Annotated in this window: 13 protein-coding genes and 1 pseudogene; 13 read left to right on the forward strand and 1 reads right to left on the reverse strand. The window is 67.4% G+C overall.

The annotated features are described in order from the left end of the window. The first annotated feature begins 11 nt into the window (after positions 1 to 11). Both pdxY and M673_RS02405 read left to right on the forward strand, forming a co-directional pair. Complete coding sequence (pdxY, locus tag M673_RS02400; RefSeq protein WP_061973299.1) at positions 12 to 911, forward strand: pyridoxal kinase PdxY; 900 nt, start codon at positions 12 to 14, stop codon at positions 909 to 911. A gap of 240 nt (positions 912 to 1151) precedes the next feature. Next, on the forward strand, positions 1152 to 1922 hold the full coding sequence (locus tag M673_RS02405) for a DUF429 domain-containing protein (protein WP_061973300.1): 771 nt from the start codon (positions 1152 to 1154) through the stop codon (positions 1920 to 1922). A gap of 198 nt (positions 1923 to 2120) precedes the next feature. On the opposite strand, the gene M673_RS24480 is transcribed toward M673_RS02405, so the two are convergent. Continuing rightward, a complete protein-coding gene (locus tag M673_RS24480) occupies positions 2121 to 2267 on the reverse strand; it encodes a hypothetical protein (RefSeq protein WP_156421142.1) in 147 nt (48 codons plus the stop codon). Between the two features lie 204 nt (positions 2268 to 2471). Between M673_RS24480 and M673_RS02410 the strand changes: the two are divergent. From M673_RS02410 to M673_RS02460, 11 genes and pseudogenes are all read left to right on the forward strand, one after another. Beyond that, a pseudogene (locus M673_RS02410) lies at positions 2472 to 3113 on the forward strand (carbonic anhydrase); the annotation flags it as partial. Between the two features lie 425 nt (positions 3114 to 3538). Further along, positions 3539 to 4096 (forward strand): protease inhibitor Inh/omp19 family protein, encoded by a 558-nt coding sequence (locus M673_RS02415; protein ID WP_061977595.1) that lies wholly within the window; start codon positions 3539 to 3541, stop codon positions 4094 to 4096. 241 nt (positions 4097 to 4337) lie between these two features. Further along, positions 4338 to 5510, forward strand: a complete 1173-nt coding sequence (gene zapE, locus M673_RS02420; protein ID WP_274534672.1) for a cell division protein ZapE — start codon at positions 4338 to 4340, stop codon at positions 5508 to 5510. A gap of 572 nt (positions 5511 to 6082) precedes the next feature. Then, entirely contained in the window at positions 6083 to 7273 is a 1191-nt protein-coding gene (gene sucC, locus M673_RS02425; protein ID WP_061973302.1) for an ADP-forming succinate--CoA ligase subunit beta, read from the forward strand. A 238-nt stretch (positions 7274 to 7511) separates the two neighbouring features. Beyond that, on the forward strand, positions 7512 to 8414 hold the full coding sequence (gene sucD, locus M673_RS02430) for a succinate--CoA ligase subunit alpha (protein ID WP_061973304.1): 903 nt from the start codon (positions 7512 to 7514) through the stop codon (positions 8412 to 8414). 287 nt (positions 8415 to 8701) lie between these two features. Beyond that, positions 8702 to 11716 (forward strand): 2-oxoglutarate dehydrogenase E1 component, encoded by a 3015-nt coding sequence (locus M673_RS02435; RefSeq protein WP_061973305.1) that lies wholly within the window; start codon positions 8702 to 8704, stop codon positions 11714 to 11716. Between the two features lie 55 nt (positions 11717 to 11771). After that, positions 11772 to 13061 carry a 2-oxoglutarate dehydrogenase complex dihydrolipoyllysine-residue succinyltransferase gene (gene odhB, locus M673_RS02440; protein ID WP_061973307.1) on the forward strand — a complete coding sequence of 430 codons (1290 nt, stop codon included), beginning with the start codon at positions 11772 to 11774 and terminating at the stop codon, positions 13059 to 13061. Positions 13062 to 13136: 75 nt separating this feature from the next. Further along, positions 13137 to 13715 (forward strand): hypothetical protein, encoded by a 579-nt coding sequence (locus M673_RS02445; RefSeq protein WP_148639952.1) that lies wholly within the window; start codon positions 13137 to 13139, stop codon positions 13713 to 13715. Positions 13716 to 13863: 148 nt separating this feature from the next. Next, positions 13864 to 14265 carry an MAPEG family protein gene (locus M673_RS02450; RefSeq protein ID WP_061973310.1) on the forward strand — a complete coding sequence of 134 codons (402 nt, stop codon included), beginning with the start codon at positions 13864 to 13866 and terminating at the stop codon, positions 14263 to 14265. Positions 14266 to 14285: 20 nt separating this feature from the next. Then, positions 14286 to 15704 (forward strand): dihydrolipoyl dehydrogenase, encoded by a 1419-nt coding sequence (lpdA, locus tag M673_RS02455; RefSeq protein ID WP_061973311.1) that lies wholly within the window; start codon positions 14286 to 14288, stop codon positions 15702 to 15704. A gap of 457 nt (positions 15705 to 16161) precedes the next feature. Then, the gene (locus M673_RS02460; protein ID WP_061973313.1) at positions 16162 to 17547 is read left to right on the forward strand and encodes a GGDEF domain-containing protein; all 1386 of its coding nucleotides are present in this window, start codon (positions 16162 to 16164) and stop codon (positions 17545 to 17547) included. Positions 17548 to 17634: the final 87 nt, after the last annotated feature.

The following is a 17634-nucleotide window of genomic DNA, read 5'->3' on the forward strand; positions in this document are numbered from 1 at the left end:
ACCAAGCGTCCATGTCCCAGGTCCCTCCCGCGTCGGGCGAAAAGCCGGCGGTCATTTCGATCTCGTCCCATGTGGCGCGCGGCACGGTGGGCAACCGGGCCGTGGTCTTCGCGCTGGAAACGCTGGGCTATCCCGTCTGGTCGGTGCCGACCGTGACGCTGCCCTGGCATCCCGGCCATGGCCCCTCGACCCGCATCGTGCCCGACCCCGAAACCTTCGCCGCCTTCATCGCCGATCTCGCCCGCGCGCCCTGGCTGGGCGAAGTGGGCGCGGTGATCTCCGGCTATTTCGGCGGCCCGGAGCAGGTGGAGGCGGTGGCCTCGCTGGTGGACGCGGTGAAGGCCGGCAATCCCCGCGCGCTCTATCTCTGCGATCCCGTGCTTGGCGATGGTGGGGCGGACGGCGCGGGCCGGCTCTACCAGCCGCGCCCGGTTCTCGACGCCATTCGCGACAAGCTGATCCCGCGCGCCGACATCGCCGTGCCCAACCGGTTCGAGCTCGAATTCCTCACCGGCCTCGAATTCTCCGCCAATTCGCATCTGGTGGAGGCGGCGAGCGCGCTCGGGCCGCGCTCGGTCGTCGTCACTTCCGCCTATCCCTTGCTGCGCGGGGGCATCGGCAATCTCCTGGTGGAGGATGACGCGGCGATCCTCGCGGAGCATCGCTGCATCGAGGGCGTGCCGAACGGCTTGGGCGATCTGACGGGCGCGGTGTTCCTGGCGCGCAAGCTCGCCGGCCTTTCCGGCGAGAAGGCGCTGCAATCCACCACCGCCGCAGTGTTCGAGATCCTGGCCCGCACCACCAAGCGCGGCAAGGACGAGCTGACGCTGGAAACCGACGCCGACAGCCTGAAGACGCCGATGGCCATGGTGCAGATCCGCCGCCTTGCCACGGGTGGCCGGCGGGCGTGAGCGGCGCGGCCTCCTCGTGAGGGACGCGACTTTGCCGGCAAAGCGAAGTGATTGCTCATGTGCTCGGCAGAATGAAGTGAGCAGCGCCGTCTTCGTTGCCGGCGCTTTCAGCGCGGGGCCGAAGGGCTTTCTTCCTCTCTGCCGGGCTCTCGCGGCAAGGCTTTCTCCGTTGCCGGCGCAAGGCGACGGAAACGCGACGTCGGCCCGGCCTGAACGGAGTCCCGAACAGTCTCGACCCTCATGAGCGGCACCCGCGCCCTTGCGGGCGTCGATGGTTGTCGGGGTGGCTGGATCGCGGCGCTGGAACGGCCGGGCGAGGCGTGCGCGCTCCTCGTCGCGCCGCGCTTCGCCGATCTTCTCGCCGCCCTTCCGGCGGATGCGATCCTCGCGGTGGACATGCCGATCGGCCTGCCGGAGCGGATCGACGGGGCGGGGCGCGCCGCCGAGATCGCCGCCCGCCCGCTCCTGACGCCCGGCCGCCGCTCCAGCCTCTTTTCCATTCCCGCCCGCGCAGCGGTGGAAGCGGGGGCGGGGCCGTTCGCCGATGCGGCCGCGAGGGCGGACGCCTATCGGAGGGTTTGCGCGCGGGCTCGCGAGGCCTCCGAGCCGCCGCGCGCGGTCTCGATCCAGGGCTTCGGCCTGTTTCCGCGCATTCTGGAACTCGACGCGCTCCTGCGCGCCGAGCCCGCGCTGGCGAGGCGCGTCTTCGAAAGCCATCCCGAAATCGCCTTCGCCCGGCTGAACGGCGGCGAGGCCATGCGCCATTCCAAGAAGCGGGGCGGGCGGGTCCATGAGGAGGGGGCGGCCGAGCGCCGCCGACTGCTCATGGCAAAGGGCCTGCCGCCGGAGCTCCTGAGCGCCGCGCTTCCCAGAGGCGCCGGGGAGGACGACCGGCTCGACGCCTGCGTCCTTCTTCTCGTGGCGCGGCGGCTGGCGCGGGGGGAGGCGACCTCCTTGCCCGACCCGCCGGAGCGCGACGGCTTCGGCCTTCCGGTGGCGATCTGGGCCTGACCATTGGAGACGCTGGGGTGATGGCGTCTGACAAAATCTTGCGGGGTCGGCTGATCTGGTTCTTTCGCCATAGACTTCGCCGCGAAGGCTCGGTCCTGAGCCCTCGTCTCACATGAGCTTCGCTTCTCGCCCCGAACGAAAATCGTTCAGCCATCCTCTGCCTGAGGTTTCATCAGGCACTCTCAGTCCCGCGGTGGCTCAGTGAAGATCGGCCGCCTGCGTGGAGTGCCGGTCAGGTGACGGCGCGCTAGAGGTCTCGCCCGTCCGCAGGACGGGAGGCAGGATCGGCGGAGACTGGCCGATCGGGGCGACGATGCGAATGACGCCGCTCGTGCGATCCTTCAAGCCACCCCCTTCGAGCAGTTACGGGGCGGCGGCTGCGCTGCTCTCTCCACCAGCCCCTGACTCCTGCCCGGCGGATCGGGGCGGGGCCTGTCCATGCCCCATAGGAGTCTCTATGTGAGCACGTGCAAAAAAGGTTAGAGACGTTTCAAACCCAAGGCCTCGTGCTCCAAGGCGCGATGGCCCCCACCCCGCATGGAGCGCCCGATGTCCCTTCTGCCGACGCCTCTTCTCCAGGGTTACCGGTCCTTCGTGGAAGGCCGCTATCTCCAGGAAACGCAGCGCTACCGGACACTGGCGCGCGACGGGCAGACGCCCGAGACCATGGTGGTGGCCTGCTGCGACTCCCGCGCCGCGCCCGAGACGATCTTCGGCGCCGGGGCGGGCGAACTCTTCGTGGTGCGCAACGTCGCCAATCTCGTGCCGCCCTACAATCCCGACGGGGATTTCCACGGCACCTCGGCGGCGCTGGAATTCGCCGTGCAGGCCTTGAAGGTCAAGCACATCGTCGTGATGGGCCATGGGCGCTGCGGTGGCATCAAGGCGGCGCTGGCGCCCGAGGCCGAGCCGCTGTCGGCGGGCGACTTCATCGGCAAGTGGATGAGCATCCTGGAGCCGGTGGCCGCCGCCGTCTCGGCCAACGAGCTCCTGACCTCGGGCGAGAGGCAGACCGCGCTGGAGCGCATCTCGATCCGCACCTCGATCGCGAACCTGCGCTCCTTCCCCTATATCGTCGAGCGAGAGGCAGCCGGCGACTTGTCGCTGCACGGGGCTTGGTTCGACATTTCCACCGCCGAACTCTGGGTCATGGACCCCGAAACCGGCGATTTCCAACGCCCGCTGGTCGATCTCGACCCCGAGCCGGCGGAAAGTATCGCGACCGGCGATCCCATGCACAGGGCCGAGGGCCAGGGCGAAACGCTGGGCGGCGAGGGGCCGGGCGAGGACGCGCTGTCGGAAGGCGCCAACTGAGAGCTTGGGACGCCAAGCCGGCGGGGAGCGGGCAACGATCTGGTTCGCCTCAGCTCCCCGCGATGGCTCGATCAAGGCGCCCTCGTGGACTGGGAATGACCCGAGCGTTCGACCCGGCCGGCTACATCCCGCCTTCTAAACCGTGCCGCGCCCTTGCGTGGCGGCACCGCCACAATTTACCGTGCAATTTAACGATTGGGCCGGCCTTGGCTTGCGAAACCGCGAGCCGGCCCCTTTTAACGATTGGAAACGGCGCGCGTCGCGAACGGCGTCGATGGCGGATGGACGAGGATCGGGCTGACATGACCCATTGGACCAAGACCGGTGCGGCGCTGGCCGCGCTTCTGACCGTGGCCGGCTGCAACTCGGTCGCCCCCGGCATGGGTGGCCCGAGCATGGCCGGCAATTCCGGCATCGCGCCCTTGCGCGCGGCGCCGACCGGCCAGGTCTACGCCAACCAGCTTCCGCCGCCGCCCCCGCCGCCGGTCGCCCCCGCTTCGCAGACCCCGCCCCCGGGCCAGACGCCGCCCGGCGCTGCACCTACCCAGGCCACCCCGCCGACGCAGACCGCCTCCGCCGCGCCCGTTACGCGCGAAGGGCTGGTGGGCGCCTGGCGCGTGTCCTCGGGCGGCGGCAACTGCCAGATCTTCATGGCGCTGACGCAGTGGACCGGCGGCTACCGCGCCGCGTCGCGCGGCTGCCCCGGCCAGGTGGCCGACGTCTCGGCCTGGGACGTGTCGGGCAATCAGGTCGTCCTGAAGGATTCGGGCGGCTCGACGGTCGCCACGCTCTCCAACGCCGGCGGCACGCGCTACGAAGGCACCACAAGCGGCGGCCAGTCCGTCAGCCTCTACCGCTAAAGAGGTCTCGCGCGGCCGATCGAGTCGCGCTTGGGGCTTGCCGCGCCGCCGCGTCTCCCGCTTTCGGCGGATGAGGCGCGGCGGCGTTTTGCCGTGCGGCATCGCGGATGCTAACAAGCGGGCCGAATAGAATGCCGGCTCAGGCGACGGGCCGGCAGGACGGTCCGGCCGCGCCCCGCATGGGCGCCCGCCACGCCGCCCGATCCAGGGGCGCGGGGCAGTTTCTTGAGGTTCATCCGACATGGCTGATGCGAAGCATTACGGCAAGCCGGGTTCCGAGCGCGGCCCGGTGCGCACCGAGCTGGAGCGGCGCGTGCGGGCCGGCGAGATGCAGCCCGATCCCACCCAGGCCGATCTCGCGGACAAGCTGGATCGGCTCGGCGCCGAGCTGAAGCTTCAGGCCCTGCCGTCGAAATCCAGCGCGCTGAGCTGGCTGTTCGGCAAGAAGGAAAAGCCGCAGGCGCCGCGCGGGCTCTACATCCACGGCTCGGTCGGGCGCGGCAAGTCCATGATGATGGACCTGTTCTTCAAGCTCTGCCCCGAGCCGCGCAAGCGCCGGCTGCATTTTCACGAGTTCATGCGCGAGGCCCATGCGCGGATCAACGCGCACCGCGCCGCCGTGAAGGCCGGCGAGGCCAAGGGCGACGATCCGATCCCGCCGGTGGCCGAGGCGATCGCGGCCGAGGCGCGGCTTCTGTGCTTCGACGAGTTCACGGTGACCGACATCGCGGACGCCATGATCCTGTCGCGCCTGTTCGACGCGCTGTTCGCTCGAGGCGTCGTGCTTGTCGCCACTAGCAATGTCGCGCCCGACGATCTCTATCGCGACGGGCTGAACCGGCCGCTCTTCCTGCCCTTCGTGGAAACGCTGAAACAGCACGCCGAGATCTATTTCCTCGACGCGCCGACCGACTACCGGATGGAGACGGTGGAGGGCGAGAGCCTCTATGTCACGCCGCTCGGGCCGGAGGCGGACCGGCGCATGGACGCGCTCTGGCGCTCGATCCTTGCCGGCGGAGGGGAGGCGCCGGACGGGTTCGAGGTGGCGGGGCGGCGGGTCGCCGTGCCCCGCGCGGGCAACGGCGCGGCGCGCTTCGCCTTCGCCGACCTGCTGCAGCGCCCGCTCGGCGCCAACGACTACCTCGCTCTGGCGGCGCGCTATGATACGCTGATGCTGGAGGGGATTCCCGTTCTGAGGCAGGACCAGCGCAACGAAGCCAAGCGCTTCATCCTCCTCGTGGACACGCTCTATGATGCCGGGCGGCGGATCGTCGTCTCGGCCGCAGCGCCCGCGCACGAGCTCTACCGGGCCAGCTCCGGCACGGAGCTCTTCGAGTTCGACCGCACCATCTCGCGCCTTACCGAAATGCGCTCCGGCGACTATCTCGCGCGCGCCCAACTCAAGGCCGCCTGAGTCGCTGAGATGCCCGGCCGCTTCTCCGCCCGCGTGGCTGTCCCCGCCGGCGCGGGGCAAGGGGAGGGCGGTGCCGAGGCTGGGCCGGTTTGGGTGAAAGAGGCGCTGGATGGGCCGTTCGCACGTGCAAATGCGAAAAAATTTCATTTGCTCCGCGTGGTCTCGGCTTTCCCGTTGTTAGCGCGGCGGTTTACCAATGACTTTTACGTAAGCCCCACTTGGTCTAACCGGTTGAAACTGCTCACCCCCGAAAAGCAGTGATTGCGCTTTGGGGAGAGGGACGGTAACTCAGCCGCCGACAACGGTCGCGAGGGAGCGCGATGCCGAACCGGGACGGGCGCGCGCCGCCTGCCGCTTTGGCCGAGCCGATCCCGCCGCACCGTGGATGCGAAACGAGGCGTCATGGCGCGACTGCGCACGAACTGGATCGAGACCCGCCGCGCGGCCCGTGCCGCCGGTTCGTCGCGCTCCGCGCCCGGCTCTCTCCCAGCCCACCCGCAGCACCCGGCCTCCGGGCGGTCCCTCCTCCGGGCCGCAGACTGCACCGATCCCGCTCCCAACGAGATGATCCCATGAACATTCACGAATATCAGGCCAAGCAGGTTCTCAAGGGCTTTGGCGCCCCGGTCGCCGGCGGCGTCGCCATTACGAGCGCCAGCGAAGCGGAAGCCGCCGCCAAGCAGCTGCCCGGCCCGCTCTATGTCGTGAAGTCGCAGATCCATGCCGGCGGTCGCGGCAAGGGCAAGTTCAAGGAACTCGGCCCCGATGCCAAGGGCGGCGTGCGCCTCGCCAAGTCGATCGAAGAGGTCGTCTCCCACGCCAAGGACATGCTCGGCAACACGCTCGTCACCGCCCAGACGGGCGAGGCCGGCAAGCAGGTGAACCGCCTCTATATCGAGGACGGCGCCGACATCGCCCGCGAACTCTATCTCTCGCTGCTGGTGGATCGCTCCGTCGGCCGCGTGGCCTTCGTGGTCTCCACCGAAGGCGGCATGGACATCGAGGCCGTGGCGCACGACACGCCCGAGAAGATCCATACGATCGCCATCGACCCGGCGACGGGCGTCACCGAGGCGGATGTCGCCACGATTTCCGAGGCCTACGGCCTGGAAGGCGCGGGCCGCGAGGACGCCAAGTCGCTCTTCCCCGCGCTCTACAAGGCCTTCACCGAGAAGGACATGGCGCTTCTGGAAGTGAACCCGCTGATCGTCATGACCGACGGCCACCTGCGCGTTCTCGACGCCAAGGTCTCGTTCGACGGCAACGCGCTGTTCCGCCATGACGACATGCGCGAGCTGCGCGACGAGACCGAAGAGGACGCCAAGGAGATCGAGGCCTCCAAGTGGGACCTCGCCTATGTCGCGCTCGACGGCAATATTGGCTGCATGGTCAACGGCGCGGGCCTTGCCATGGCGACGATGGACATCATCAAGCTCTACGGCAAGGAGCCGGCGAACTTCTGCGACGTCGGCGGCGGCGCCGGCAAGGAGAAGGTGGCCGCAGCCTTCAAGATCATCACGGCCGACCCGAAGGTCGAGGGCATCCTCGTCAACATCTTCGGCGGCATCATGAAGTGCGACGTCATCGCGGAAGGCGTGATTGCCGCCGTGAAGGAAGTCGGCCTCAAGGTTCCGCTCGTGGTGCGCCTGGAAGGCACCAACGTGGAACTCGGCAAGAAGCTTCTGAACGAGTCGGGCCTCGCCATCACGGCGGCGGACGATCTCGACGACGCCGCGCAGAAGATCGTCGCGGCGATCAAGTAACGAGCCTCGTCGGAGCCAGCGTCGCGCCTGCGGCGTTGGCTCCGACTGGTGTCTGGTTCGGGTGGCAGGCGAAGGAGGAAGGGTGACAGGGGTTCGAAGCGACGGGCAGTCCCGCTGCGCTCACCCCAGGCAGACCCCCTTTCTCCCTTCGCGGCCGCTGGCATTTTCATCATTTTTGGCGCGACGATCGCGGTATCGTCGATGCGTCAACGCCGAAAGAAGAGATCGGAAACGTTGAATGTCCATTCTCGTTGACAAGACCACCAAGATCATCGTGCAGGGCCTGACCGGCAAGACCGGCACGTTCCACACCGAGCAGGCGCTGGCCTATCACGGCACGCAGATGGTCGCCGGCATCCACCCCAAGAAGGGCGGAGAGACCTGGACCGGCTCGAAGGGCGAGAGCCTGCCGATCTACGCCACGGTCGCCGAGGCGCGTGACGCCACGGGCGCCAACGCCTCCGTGATCTATGTGCCGCCCGCCGGCGCGGCCGACGCCATCATCGAGGCGATCGAGGCCGAGATCCCGTTCATCACCTGCATCACCGAGGGCATTCCGGTGCTCGACATGGTGCGCGTCAAGGCTCGCCTGGAGAAGTCGAAGTCGCGCCTTCTCGGCCCCAACTGCCCCGGCATCATGACGCCGGACGAGTGCAAGATCGGCATCATGCCCGGCTCGATCTTCAAGAAGGGCAATGTCGGCATCGTCTCGCGCTCCGGCACGTTGACCTACGAGGCGGTGTTCCAGACCACCAACGAGGGCCTCGGCCAGACCACGGCGGTCGGCATCGGCGGCGACCCGGTCAAGGGCACCGAGTTCATCGACGTGCTGGAGATGTTCCTGGCCGACGACGAGACCAAGTCGATCATCATGATCGGCGAGATCGGCGGCGCGGCCGAGGAAGACGCGGCGCAGTTCCTGATCGACGAGGCCAAGCGCGGCCGCAAGAAGCCGATGGCCGGATTCATCGCGGGCCGCACGGCGCCCAAGGGCCGCACGATGGGCCATGCCGGCGCCGTCGTCTCCGGCGGCAAGGGCGACGCGGAATCCAAGATCGCAGCCCTGGAAGCGGCTGGCATCCGCGTCTCGCCTTCGCCGGCGCGCCTCGGCAAGACGCTGGTGGAAGTTCTCAAGGGCTGACGCCATATCCGATCCGGCCAAAGCGCGGTTTCGCCGCGTTTCGGCCGGATTGGTCCGACAAGACGAAGCCGCGCGGCTGACCTGGCCCGCGCGGCCTTCGCGCAAGGTAAAGCCGGGTAAGAGTCCGGCTGGAAGTTCGGTGACGGAAAAGCCCCGCAAGGCCGACCCGACCGAGATTCCGAGCGGGCTCTTAGAGCGTTCGAGTGAACGGCGAAGCGACGGACCTTCGCCCTTTTTCCATTCCAAGGAGACGGCGCCCGAAAAAGCGGGAGCCGCGTTTTCAAATCATGGCACGCAACCCGGCGAACGAATCCTTCGCGCAGACCTCGTTCCTCTACGGCGGAAACGCCGATTATATCGAGGAACTGGCGGCTGCCTTCGAGCGCGATCCTTCCTCCGTGTCGGAGGAATGGCGCTCCTTCTTCGGCGCGATGGCGGACGACAAGGCGACCGTCGTGAAGAACGCCGAGGGTCCGTCCTGGCAGCGCGCCAACTGGCCGATCGCGGCCAATGGCGAACTCGTCTCCGCGCTCGACAGCAACTGGGGCCAGACCGAGGCCAAGGTCGAGAAGAAGCTGCGCGACAAGGCCGCCGTGGAGGCGCCCAAAGCCGGCGCCGCCGCCCCGTCCGAGGCCAGCATTCTGCAGGCGACGCGCGATTCTGTGCGCGCCCTCATGCTGATCCGCGCCTACCGGGTGCGCGGCCACCTCCACGCCAAGCTCGACCCGCTGGGTCTTGCCAAGCCGGAAGACGACTACAACGAGCTCTCCCCTGAGAACTACGGCTTCACCGCCGCCGATCTCGACCGCAAGATTTTCATCGACAATGTGCTCGGCATGGAGTTCGCCACGATCCGCGAGATCGTGGACATTCTGGAGCGCACCTACTGCTCGACCATCGGCGTCGAGTTCATGCACATTTCCAATCCGCTGGAGAAGCAGTGGATTCAGGAGCGCATGGAAGGGCCGGACAAGGGCGTCGCCTTCACGCCCGAGGGCAAGCGCGCCATCCTCAACAAGCTGATCGAGGCCGAGGGCTTCGAGAAGTTCATCGACGTCAAGTACAAGGGCACGAAGCGCTTCGGCCTGGACGGCGGCGAGTCGCTGATTCCCGCGCTCGAGCAGATCATCAAGCGCGGCGGCCAGCTGGGCATGAAGGAGATCGTGTTCGGCATGGCCCATCGCGGCCGCCTGAACGTGCTCGCCCAGGTCATGGGCAAGCCGCGCCGCGCCATCTTCCACGAGTTCAAGGGCGGCTCCTACAAGCCCGAGGACGTCGAGGGTTCGGGCGACGTGAAGTACCATCTGGGCGCTTCGTCGGACCGCGAGTTCGACCAGAACAAGGTTCACCTGTCGCTGACGGCGAACCCTTCGCATCTGGAAATCGTCAATCCGGTGGTGATGGGCAAAGCGCGCGCCAAGCAGGACCAGCTGGGCGGCGGTCGCACCCGCACCGAGTCGGTTCCCGCCGAGGTTCGCGCCGAGGTCCTGCCGCTCCTGATCCATGGCGACGCGGCCTTCGCGGGCCAGGGCGTCGTGGCGGAATGCTTCGGCCTGTCGGGCCTGAAGGGCCACCGCGTCGGCGGCTCGCTGCACGTCATCATCAACAACCAGATCGGCTTCACCACCAATCCGCGCTTCTCGCGCTCCTCGCCCTACCCGTCGGATGTGGCGAAGATGGTCGAGGCGCCGATCTTCCACGTCAACGGCGACGATCCGGAGGCGGTGACCTACGCCGCCAAGATCGCGATCGAGTTCCGCCAGACCTTCGGCAAGCCGGTCGTCATCGACATGTTCTGCTATCGCCGCTTCGGCCACAACGAGGGCGACGAGCCGGGCTTCACCCAGCCGATCATGTACCGCAAGATCCGCGAGCAGAAGACGACGCTCGAGATCTACGCCGCCAAGCTCGTGTCGGAAGGCGTGCTGAGCCAGGACGACGTCGACGCCCGCCGCGCGGAATGGCGCGCCGATCTCGAGGCCGAGTACGAAGCCGGCCAGAGCTACCAGCCCAACAAGGCCGACTGGCTCGACGGCGCCTGGTCGGGCCTCAAGCGGGCCGACGACGAGGACGAGCAGCGTCGGGGCATCACCGGCGTTCCCGTCAAGTCGCTGAAGGAACTCGGCCGCAAGCTGACCGAGGTCCCCGCCGACTTCGAGGTCCACAAGACGATCGGCCGCTTCCTCGAAAACCGCGCTAAGCAGATCGAATCGGGCGAGAATCTCGACTGGGCGACGGGCGAGGCGCTGGCCTTCGCCTCGCTGCTCACCGAGGGCACGCCGATCCGCCTGTCAGGCCAGGATTCCGAGCGCGGCACCTTCTCCCAGCGCCACTCGGTCCTCTACGATCAGCGCAACGAGAACCGCTACATCCCGCTGTCCAACCTCGCCAAGGGCCAGGCGAACTACGAGGTCATCAACTCGATGCTCTCGGAAGAGGCGGTGCTCGGCTTCGAGTACGGCTATTCGCTGGCCGAGCCCAACGCGCTGACGCTCTGGGAAGCCCAGTTCGGCGACTTCGTGAACGGCGCGCAGGTGGTGATCGACCAGTTCATCTCGTCGGGCGAAGCCAAGTGGCTGCGCATGTCGGGCCTCGTCATGCTCTTGCCGCACGGCTATGAAGGCCAGGGCCCCGAGCACTCCTCGGCGCGCCTGGAGCGCTTCCTGCAGGCCTGCGCGCAGGACAACATGCAGGTCGCCAACTGCACGACGCCAGCCAACTACTTCCACATCCTGCGCCGGCAGATGAAGCGCGACTTCCGCAAGCCGCTGATCCTGATGACGCCGAAGTCCCTGCTGCGCCACAAGCGCGCCGTGTCGGACCTCGCCGAGTTCGGCGGCGACACCTCGTTCCACCGTCTCCTGTGGGACGATGCCGAGATGAAGCCGAACTCGCTGAACGTGAAGCTCAAGAAGGACAAGGACATCCGCCGCGTCGTCCTGTGCACCGGCAAGGTCTATTACGACCTTCTGGAGGAGCGCGAAAAGCGGGGCGTCGACGACATCTACCTCCTGCGCGTCGAACAGCTCTACCCGTTCCCGGTCAAGGCGCTGGTCAACGAGCTGTCGCGCTTCAAGGATGCGGAGATCGTCTGGTGCCAGGAGGAGCCCAAGAACATGGGCGCCTGGAGCTTCATCGAGCCCTATTTGGAATGGGTGCTGGATCGCATCGGCGGCACCAAGCGCCGCGCCCGCTACGCCGGGCGCCAGGCCGCGGCCTCGCCGGCGGTCGGCACCATGTCGAAGCATATCGCGCAGCTGGAAGCCTTCCTCGAGGAAGCTCTCGGCGACGCGGCGGCCTGACGCCGCCGCTTCCCCTTAAACATACGCCCTTTTGCGATAGACGAACGAGCAAGCGATGAGCACCGAAGTCAAAGTCCCGACGCTGGGTGAATCCGTCACCGAGGCCACGATCGGCCAGTGGTTCAAGAAGACCGGCGACCGGGTCGAGCAGGACGAGATCATCGCCGAGCTCGAGACCGACAAGGTGACGGTCGAGGTGCCCGCGCCTGCCGCCGGCACGCTGGCCGAGATCATCGTCAAGGAAGGCGAGACGGTCGGCGTCGGCGCGGTGCTGGCGGTGATCGGCGAAGGCGGCGCGGCCGGGGCCTCGGCCCCCGCCGCCAAGCCCGCTGCCGCCGCTTCGGCCACCACGCCGGCGACGCCCACTGCGGACGCCAAGGAAGGCTACGGCAACGCCGCGCCCGCGCCGAGCGGCTCCGACACGACGTTGCCGAACCCCTCGTCCTCCTCCACCATGCCGGCGGCGCCGTCGGCGCAGAAGCTCATGGCCGAGAAGGGCCTCCAGGGCTCCGACGTCGAGGGTTCGGGCAAGCGCGGCCAGGTGCTGAAGGGCGACGTGCTCGACGCCATCGCCAAGGGCACGACGGCGCCTGCCGCCGCCTCCGCCCCGGCCGCGCCGCGCCCGGCTTCCGCTGCGGACGACGCCTCGCGCGAAGAGCGCGTGCGCATGACCAAGCTGCGCCAGACCATCGCGCGCCGCCTGAAGGACGCGCAGAACACGGCCGCCATGCTCACCACCTTTAACGAGGTGGACATGACGGCGGTGATGGAACTGCGCGCCCGCTACAAGGACCTGTTCGAGAAGAAGCACGGCGTGAAGCTCGGCTTCATGGGCTTCTTCACCAAGGCGATCACGCACGCCCTGAAGGAGATCCCGGCGGTGAACGCCGAGATCGACGGCACCGACCTCATCTACAAGAACTACTGCCATGTCGGCATGGCGGTCGGCACCGACAAGGGCCTTGTCGTGCCCGTGGTGCGCAATGCCGACCAGCTCTCCATCGCCGGCATCGAGAAGGAGCTCGGCCGCCTCGCCAAGGCGGCCCGCGACGGCTCGCTGACGATGAGCGACATGCAGGGCGGCACGTTCACCATCACCAATGGCGGCGTCTACGGCTCGCTCATGTCGACGCCGATCCTGAACGCGCCGCAGTCCGGCATCTTGGGCATGCACAAGATCCAGGAGCGCCCGATGGTGGTCGGCGGCAAGATCGAGATTCGCCCGATGATGTATCTGGCGCTCTCCTACGACCACCGCATCGTGGACGGCAAGGAAGCCGTGACCTTCCTCGTACGCGTCAAGGATTCGCTGGAAGATCCCGAGCGTCTGGTGCTCGACCTCTAAGACGAAAGCCAGAGGTGGGCCGGCTCTCATGCCGGCCCACCATTCAGCCAAACCCGAGGGACGCGAAGACACGAGATGGGCCGGCCTCAACGCATGATCGGGACGCGCAAGGTCGCGGCCGGTGCCCCCGGCGCGCCGGTTTCGCGCGGCGTGGCGCGGGGCGCGCTCGCGCTTTGCGCGCTTCTCGCCATCAGTCCCGCCGTCCCCGCCGGGGCGCAGACCCCGCCGGACTATCGCGACGATCGCTCGACGCCCGAGGCGGTGATCGAGAGCCTCTACAACGCGATCAACCGGCGCGAATTCCTGCGCGCCTGGAGCTATTTCCGCGACGAGCCGGACCGGCCGGAGTTCGAGAGCTTCGCCAAGGGTTATGCCGACACGAGCCGCGTGCGCCTGAAACTCGGCATGGCCGAGGCCGAGGGCGCGGCGGGCTCGACCTATTACCGCGTACCGGCGGTGGTAGAGGCGACGCGCGGCGGCACGGCCGCGGTGTTCTCGGGCTGCTACGAGCTGCGCCTTCTCCAGCCCGGCGCCCAGGCCGAGCCGCCTTTCCAGCCCATGGGCATCGTGCGCGGCAATCTGCGCCAGTCCAAGGCGAGCTTCGAGGAAGGGCAGGGCGACTGCTCCGTCCCCAACGCGCCGGCCAAGCCGTGACGCGAGGGGCTGGCCGACCGGGCAGGGCCGCGCCGACCATTGGCGATCGGCCCGCGCGGGCGCGCCGCGCCATGCCCTTGCGCGCTGGGCGCCCTAGCTCAGGGACAAAGCGGCGCATGATGCGTCTCGCTGCGGAGCTTGTCCTCTCATGAACACATCCTTGCCGCTCGAACTGGTTCTCCTCGGCTGGTCGGTCGTCGTCCTCCTCGTCCATATCGGCCTGCAGGGGCAGCTTGCCACGCGCGAGCGCGGCACAGACTGGAACGCAGGCCCGCGCGATGGCGAGGCCAAGCCTCTCGGCCTCTATGCCGGGCGGGCCGAGCGGGCGCTGCGCAATTTTCTCGAGACCTATCCCGCCTTCGTGGCGCTGGCCCTGGCGCTCGCCGTTTCGGGCCGCACGGGTGGCATCGGCGCGGTGGGCGCAGCCCTGTGGTTCGCCGCCCGGCTCGCCTACATTCCGCTCTATCTCTTCGGGGTGCCCTATATCCGCAGCCTCGCCTGGCTCGTTTCGCTGCTTGGGCTCCTCCTCATGCTCATCCGCTTCCTCTGACACTTTGAAAAGACGGCCCCATGTCCGACACTTCTGACAGCTTCGATCTCATCGTCATCGGTTCCGGCCCCGGCGGCTATGTCTGCGCCGTGAAGGCCGCCCAGCTCGGATTGAAGGTCGCCGTGGTCGAAAAGCGCGCGACCTATGGCGGAACCTGCCTGAACATCGGCTGCATCCCGTCCAAGGCGCTGCTCCACACCTCCGAGATGTTCGCCGAGGCTTCGCACTCCTTCGCCGATCTCGGCATCAAGGTGGCGCCCGAACTCGATCTCGGCACGATGCTGGCGCACAAGGACAAGACCGTGCGCGCCAACACGGACGGCGTTGCCTTCCTGTTCAAGAAGAACAAGATCACGGGCGTCATCGGCACGGGCCGCATCGTCAAGGCCGGCGAGGTCGAGGTGACGGCCGAGGACGGCGCCAAGCGCACGCTGAAGACCAAGTCGATCTGCATCGCCACCGGTTCGGCGGTCGCCGGCATTCCGGGCCTCGACGTCGCCTTCGACCGCGATACGATCGTGTCGTCCGACGACGCGATCGCGCTCCAGAAGGTGCCGGCCACGATGGTGGTCGTCGGCGGCGGCGTGATCGGCCTGGAGCTCGGCTCCGTCTGGTCGCGCCTCGGCGCGCGGGTTACGGTTGTCGAATATCTCGACAAGATCCTGGGCCCGATGGACGCAGACGTGTCGAGCCAGTTCCAGAAGCTCCTCGTCAAGCAGGGCTTCCACTTCAAGCTCGGCGCCAAGGTCACGGCCGTGACCAAGAGCGCGTCCGGCGCCAGCGTCACCTTCGAGCCGGCCAAGGGCGGCGCGGCCGAGACCGTGGAAGCCGAGGTCGTCCTGATCGCCACCGGCCGCAAGCCCTTCACCGCGGGCCTAGGCCTGGAAGAGGCGGGCGTGGCCATGGACAAGGCGGGCCGGGTCGAGATCGACGCGCATTACCGCACCAATGTCGAGGGCATCTACGCCATCGGCGACGTGGTGAAGGGGCCGATGCTGGCGCACAAGGCGGAGGACGAGGGCATCGCGCTCGCCGAAATCCTGGCCGGCCAGCGCGGCCACGTGAACTATGCCGTCATCCCGTCCGTGGTCTACACCTCGCCGGAAGTGGCGTCGGTCGGCCAGACCGAGGAAGAGCTGAAGGCGAACGGCACGGCCTATAAGGTCGGCAAGTTCCCCTTCTCCGCCAATGGCCGCGCGCGCGCCATGCTGCACACCGATGGTTTCGTGAAGATCCTGACGGATGCTGCGACCGACCGGGTGCTCGGCGCCCATATCCTTGGCTTCGGCGCCGGCGACATGATCGCGGAAGCGGCGGTTCTGATGGAGTTCGGCGGCTCGGCGGAAGACCTCGCCCGCACCTGCCACGCCCATCCCACCCTTTCGGAAGCGGTGCGCGAAGCGGCCTTCGCCGCCTTCGCCAAGCCGATTCATATGTAATACCGATGGACGTCGCGCCTGGATCAGGCGCGACGGTTCGACAAATCGATGGGGAAGGGCGGCTATGTCGCCCTTCCCCTTTTTGCTCCGTAAGGAAGGGCGCGTCCTCGTTCAGGCGATTTCGTTTGGGAAGGGTCTGTCTAAAAACGGCTCTGGATTTCGATGCAACCGGAGGTGTAATTTTTTCAAGCGATTCAGTTGGCTCTCGTGAGTGTCCTTCAAGTTCACACACTTGCAACATCGCGATGCCCCGCCTCGCCGCCGCCATACAACAAGAGGGTCAAAACCCCGGTCGTCCGGACGTTTCGACACTTGGTGCAGTGACTTCCAGCAAGCTGATCAAGCGCATCTCAAAAGGTTAAGATCGTCGTCACCATGTTTCACGTGAAACACGCAGGGCGCCAAACCTTTAGAACTCGGAAAGATTTCGCGGGTCAAAGTCCCAACACGAGGTTGCATGGATGCAAGCCTCGACCGGATCGTTTCCATGAGTCTTGCAGCCGTCTATCTCCTTGGTGCCCAGCGGGCGCCGGGCTCGCAGGGGCCGGAATGCGATCCGCGCGTCGATGAATCGACGCTGGGCGATCCGCTGGAAGCGGTTCAACGCGAACTCGCGCACACCGAAGTCTCCGCTGCGCCGTTCCAAGGCGAATTGGAAGTCCTCTATCAAACCGAGCGCAAAGCGCGCCGGCCGGCCTTTCTCAAGTCGTGGCTGAAACTCTGGAGCCTTGGCCAGTCCGCTGTCGCGTCCGGCCTGCTGCTCGCCGTTCAGGGTTCCGATCTCCCGTTCGGCGCGGCACCGGCCGTCCTTTGCCTGAGCCTCGGCGTTCTGGCGCTGCCGCTGTCCTGGATGGGTCAGCCCTCGCTGCTGCTTGGCGGCACGATGGTTCTCGTCGCCGCCGCCACGCTTTTGCAATTGGCGATGCTCTTCCTCGTGGCCTGGGCGGACCAGACCGCGCCGCTTGCGATGATCGTCGCCCCGCTCGTGACGTTGGCGCTGCTCTGCGGCAGCCCGCTGCCGACACGATGGAGCCGGATCGGTGCGAGCAGTCTGGCGCTCGCCACGATCCTGGCCGATTTCGCGGCGCTGTCCGGCCGCGATGCGTTGGTCGCCGGTGCCGGGGCGCTGACCTTGCGCCTCGTAGTGAGCCATGTGAGCGGGCGCCTGTCGCAGCTCAACCGCGAATCGTTCCTGCTGCGCCGTCAAGCCGAGCTCCAGCTGGAGCAGGGCCAGATCGAGCGCGGGGCGATGGAGCGGCTGGCGAAGATGGACGCGCTGACCGGCATCAGCAATCGCCGCGCCTTTGACGGCTGCTTGATCGAGCATCTCACGCGCGCGCGCCCAAACAGCCCGGTCTGCGTCGCGCTTCTCGACATCGACTATTTCAAGGCCCTCAACGATTCCGCCGGCCATCTGTCGGGCGACGAATGCTTGCGACGGGTCGCGGTGGAGCTGCGAAAGGCGGCGGGACCGGCGTTTGTTGCGAGGTATGGCGGCGAGGAGTTCGCGATTCTGTTCGAGCTTGCCGAGGGGGACGACCCATTGGAGCGGCTGGAGCGTCTGCGCGAAGCCGTGCTTGGCCTCGATATCGCCCATCCCGGGCGGCCGGGTGAACTCGTGACGATCAGCATCGGCGGGACGATGGCGGTGGAGGCCGAGAACAGCCGCGTCGTGCTCGACCGCGCGGACACGGCGCTCTACCGGGCCAAGACGCAAGGGCGAAACCGAGTCGAGATGGAAACGAAGCTGCCGCGCGTCGCCGACACGGCCAGCCTCAAGCGCCTGCTCGACGTCGCCAACCACGGACGAAACATCGCGTGGACCCAACGCGACAGCGCTTAGATTTTGGCAAAGCCTGCTGGGTCGGCGTCGCGCCTTCGGGTTCCCATCCGTATCGCTATGACGGCTTGTGTTGTGCCAAGCGTAAGG

It is taken from the genome of Aureimonas sp. AU20 (assembly GCF_001442755.1).
Taxonomy (GTDB): Bacteria; Pseudomonadota; Alphaproteobacteria; order Rhizobiales; family Rhizobiaceae; genus Aureimonas.

Excerpts from the sequence above, each read along its gene's own strand:
- pdxY (WP_061973299.1), top strand. The coding sequence starts at position 12 with ATGTCCCAGGTCCCTCCCGCGTCGGGCGAAAAGCCGGCGGTCATTTCG.
- M673_RS02405 (WP_061973300.1), top strand. The coding sequence starts at position 1,152 with ATGAGCGGCACCCGCGCCCTTGCGGGCGTCGATGGTTGTCGGGGTGGC.
- M673_RS02415 (WP_061977595.1), top strand. The coding sequence starts at position 3,539 with ATGACCCATTGGACCAAGACCGGTGCGGCGCTGGCCGCGCTTCTGACC.
- zapE (WP_274534672.1), top strand. The coding sequence starts at position 4,338 with ATGGCTGATGCGAAGCATTACGGCAAGCCGGGTTCCGAGCGCGGCCCG.
- sucC (WP_061973302.1), top strand. The coding sequence starts at position 6,083 with ATGAACATTCACGAATATCAGGCCAAGCAGGTTCTCAAGGGCTTTGGC.
- sucD (WP_061973304.1), top strand. The coding sequence starts at position 7,512 with ATGTCCATTCTCGTTGACAAGACCACCAAGATCATCGTGCAGGGCCTG.
- M673_RS02435 (WP_061973305.1), top strand. The coding sequence starts at position 8,702 with ATGGCACGCAACCCGGCGAACGAATCCTTCGCGCAGACCTCGTTCCTC.
- odhB (WP_061973307.1), top strand. The coding sequence starts at position 11,772 with ATGAGCACCGAAGTCAAAGTCCCGACGCTGGGTGAATCCGTCACCGAG.
- M673_RS02445 (WP_148639952.1), top strand. The coding sequence starts at position 13,137 with ATGGGCCGGCCTCAACGCATGATCGGGACGCGCAAGGTCGCGGCCGGT.
- M673_RS02450 (WP_061973310.1), top strand. The coding sequence starts at position 13,864 with ATGAACACATCCTTGCCGCTCGAACTGGTTCTCCTCGGCTGGTCGGTC.
- lpdA (WP_061973311.1), top strand. The coding sequence starts at position 14,286 with ATGTCCGACACTTCTGACAGCTTCGATCTCATCGTCATCGGTTCCGGC.
- M673_RS02460 (WP_061973313.1), top strand. The coding sequence starts at position 16,162 with ATGGATGCAAGCCTCGACCGGATCGTTTCCATGAGTCTTGCAGCCGTC.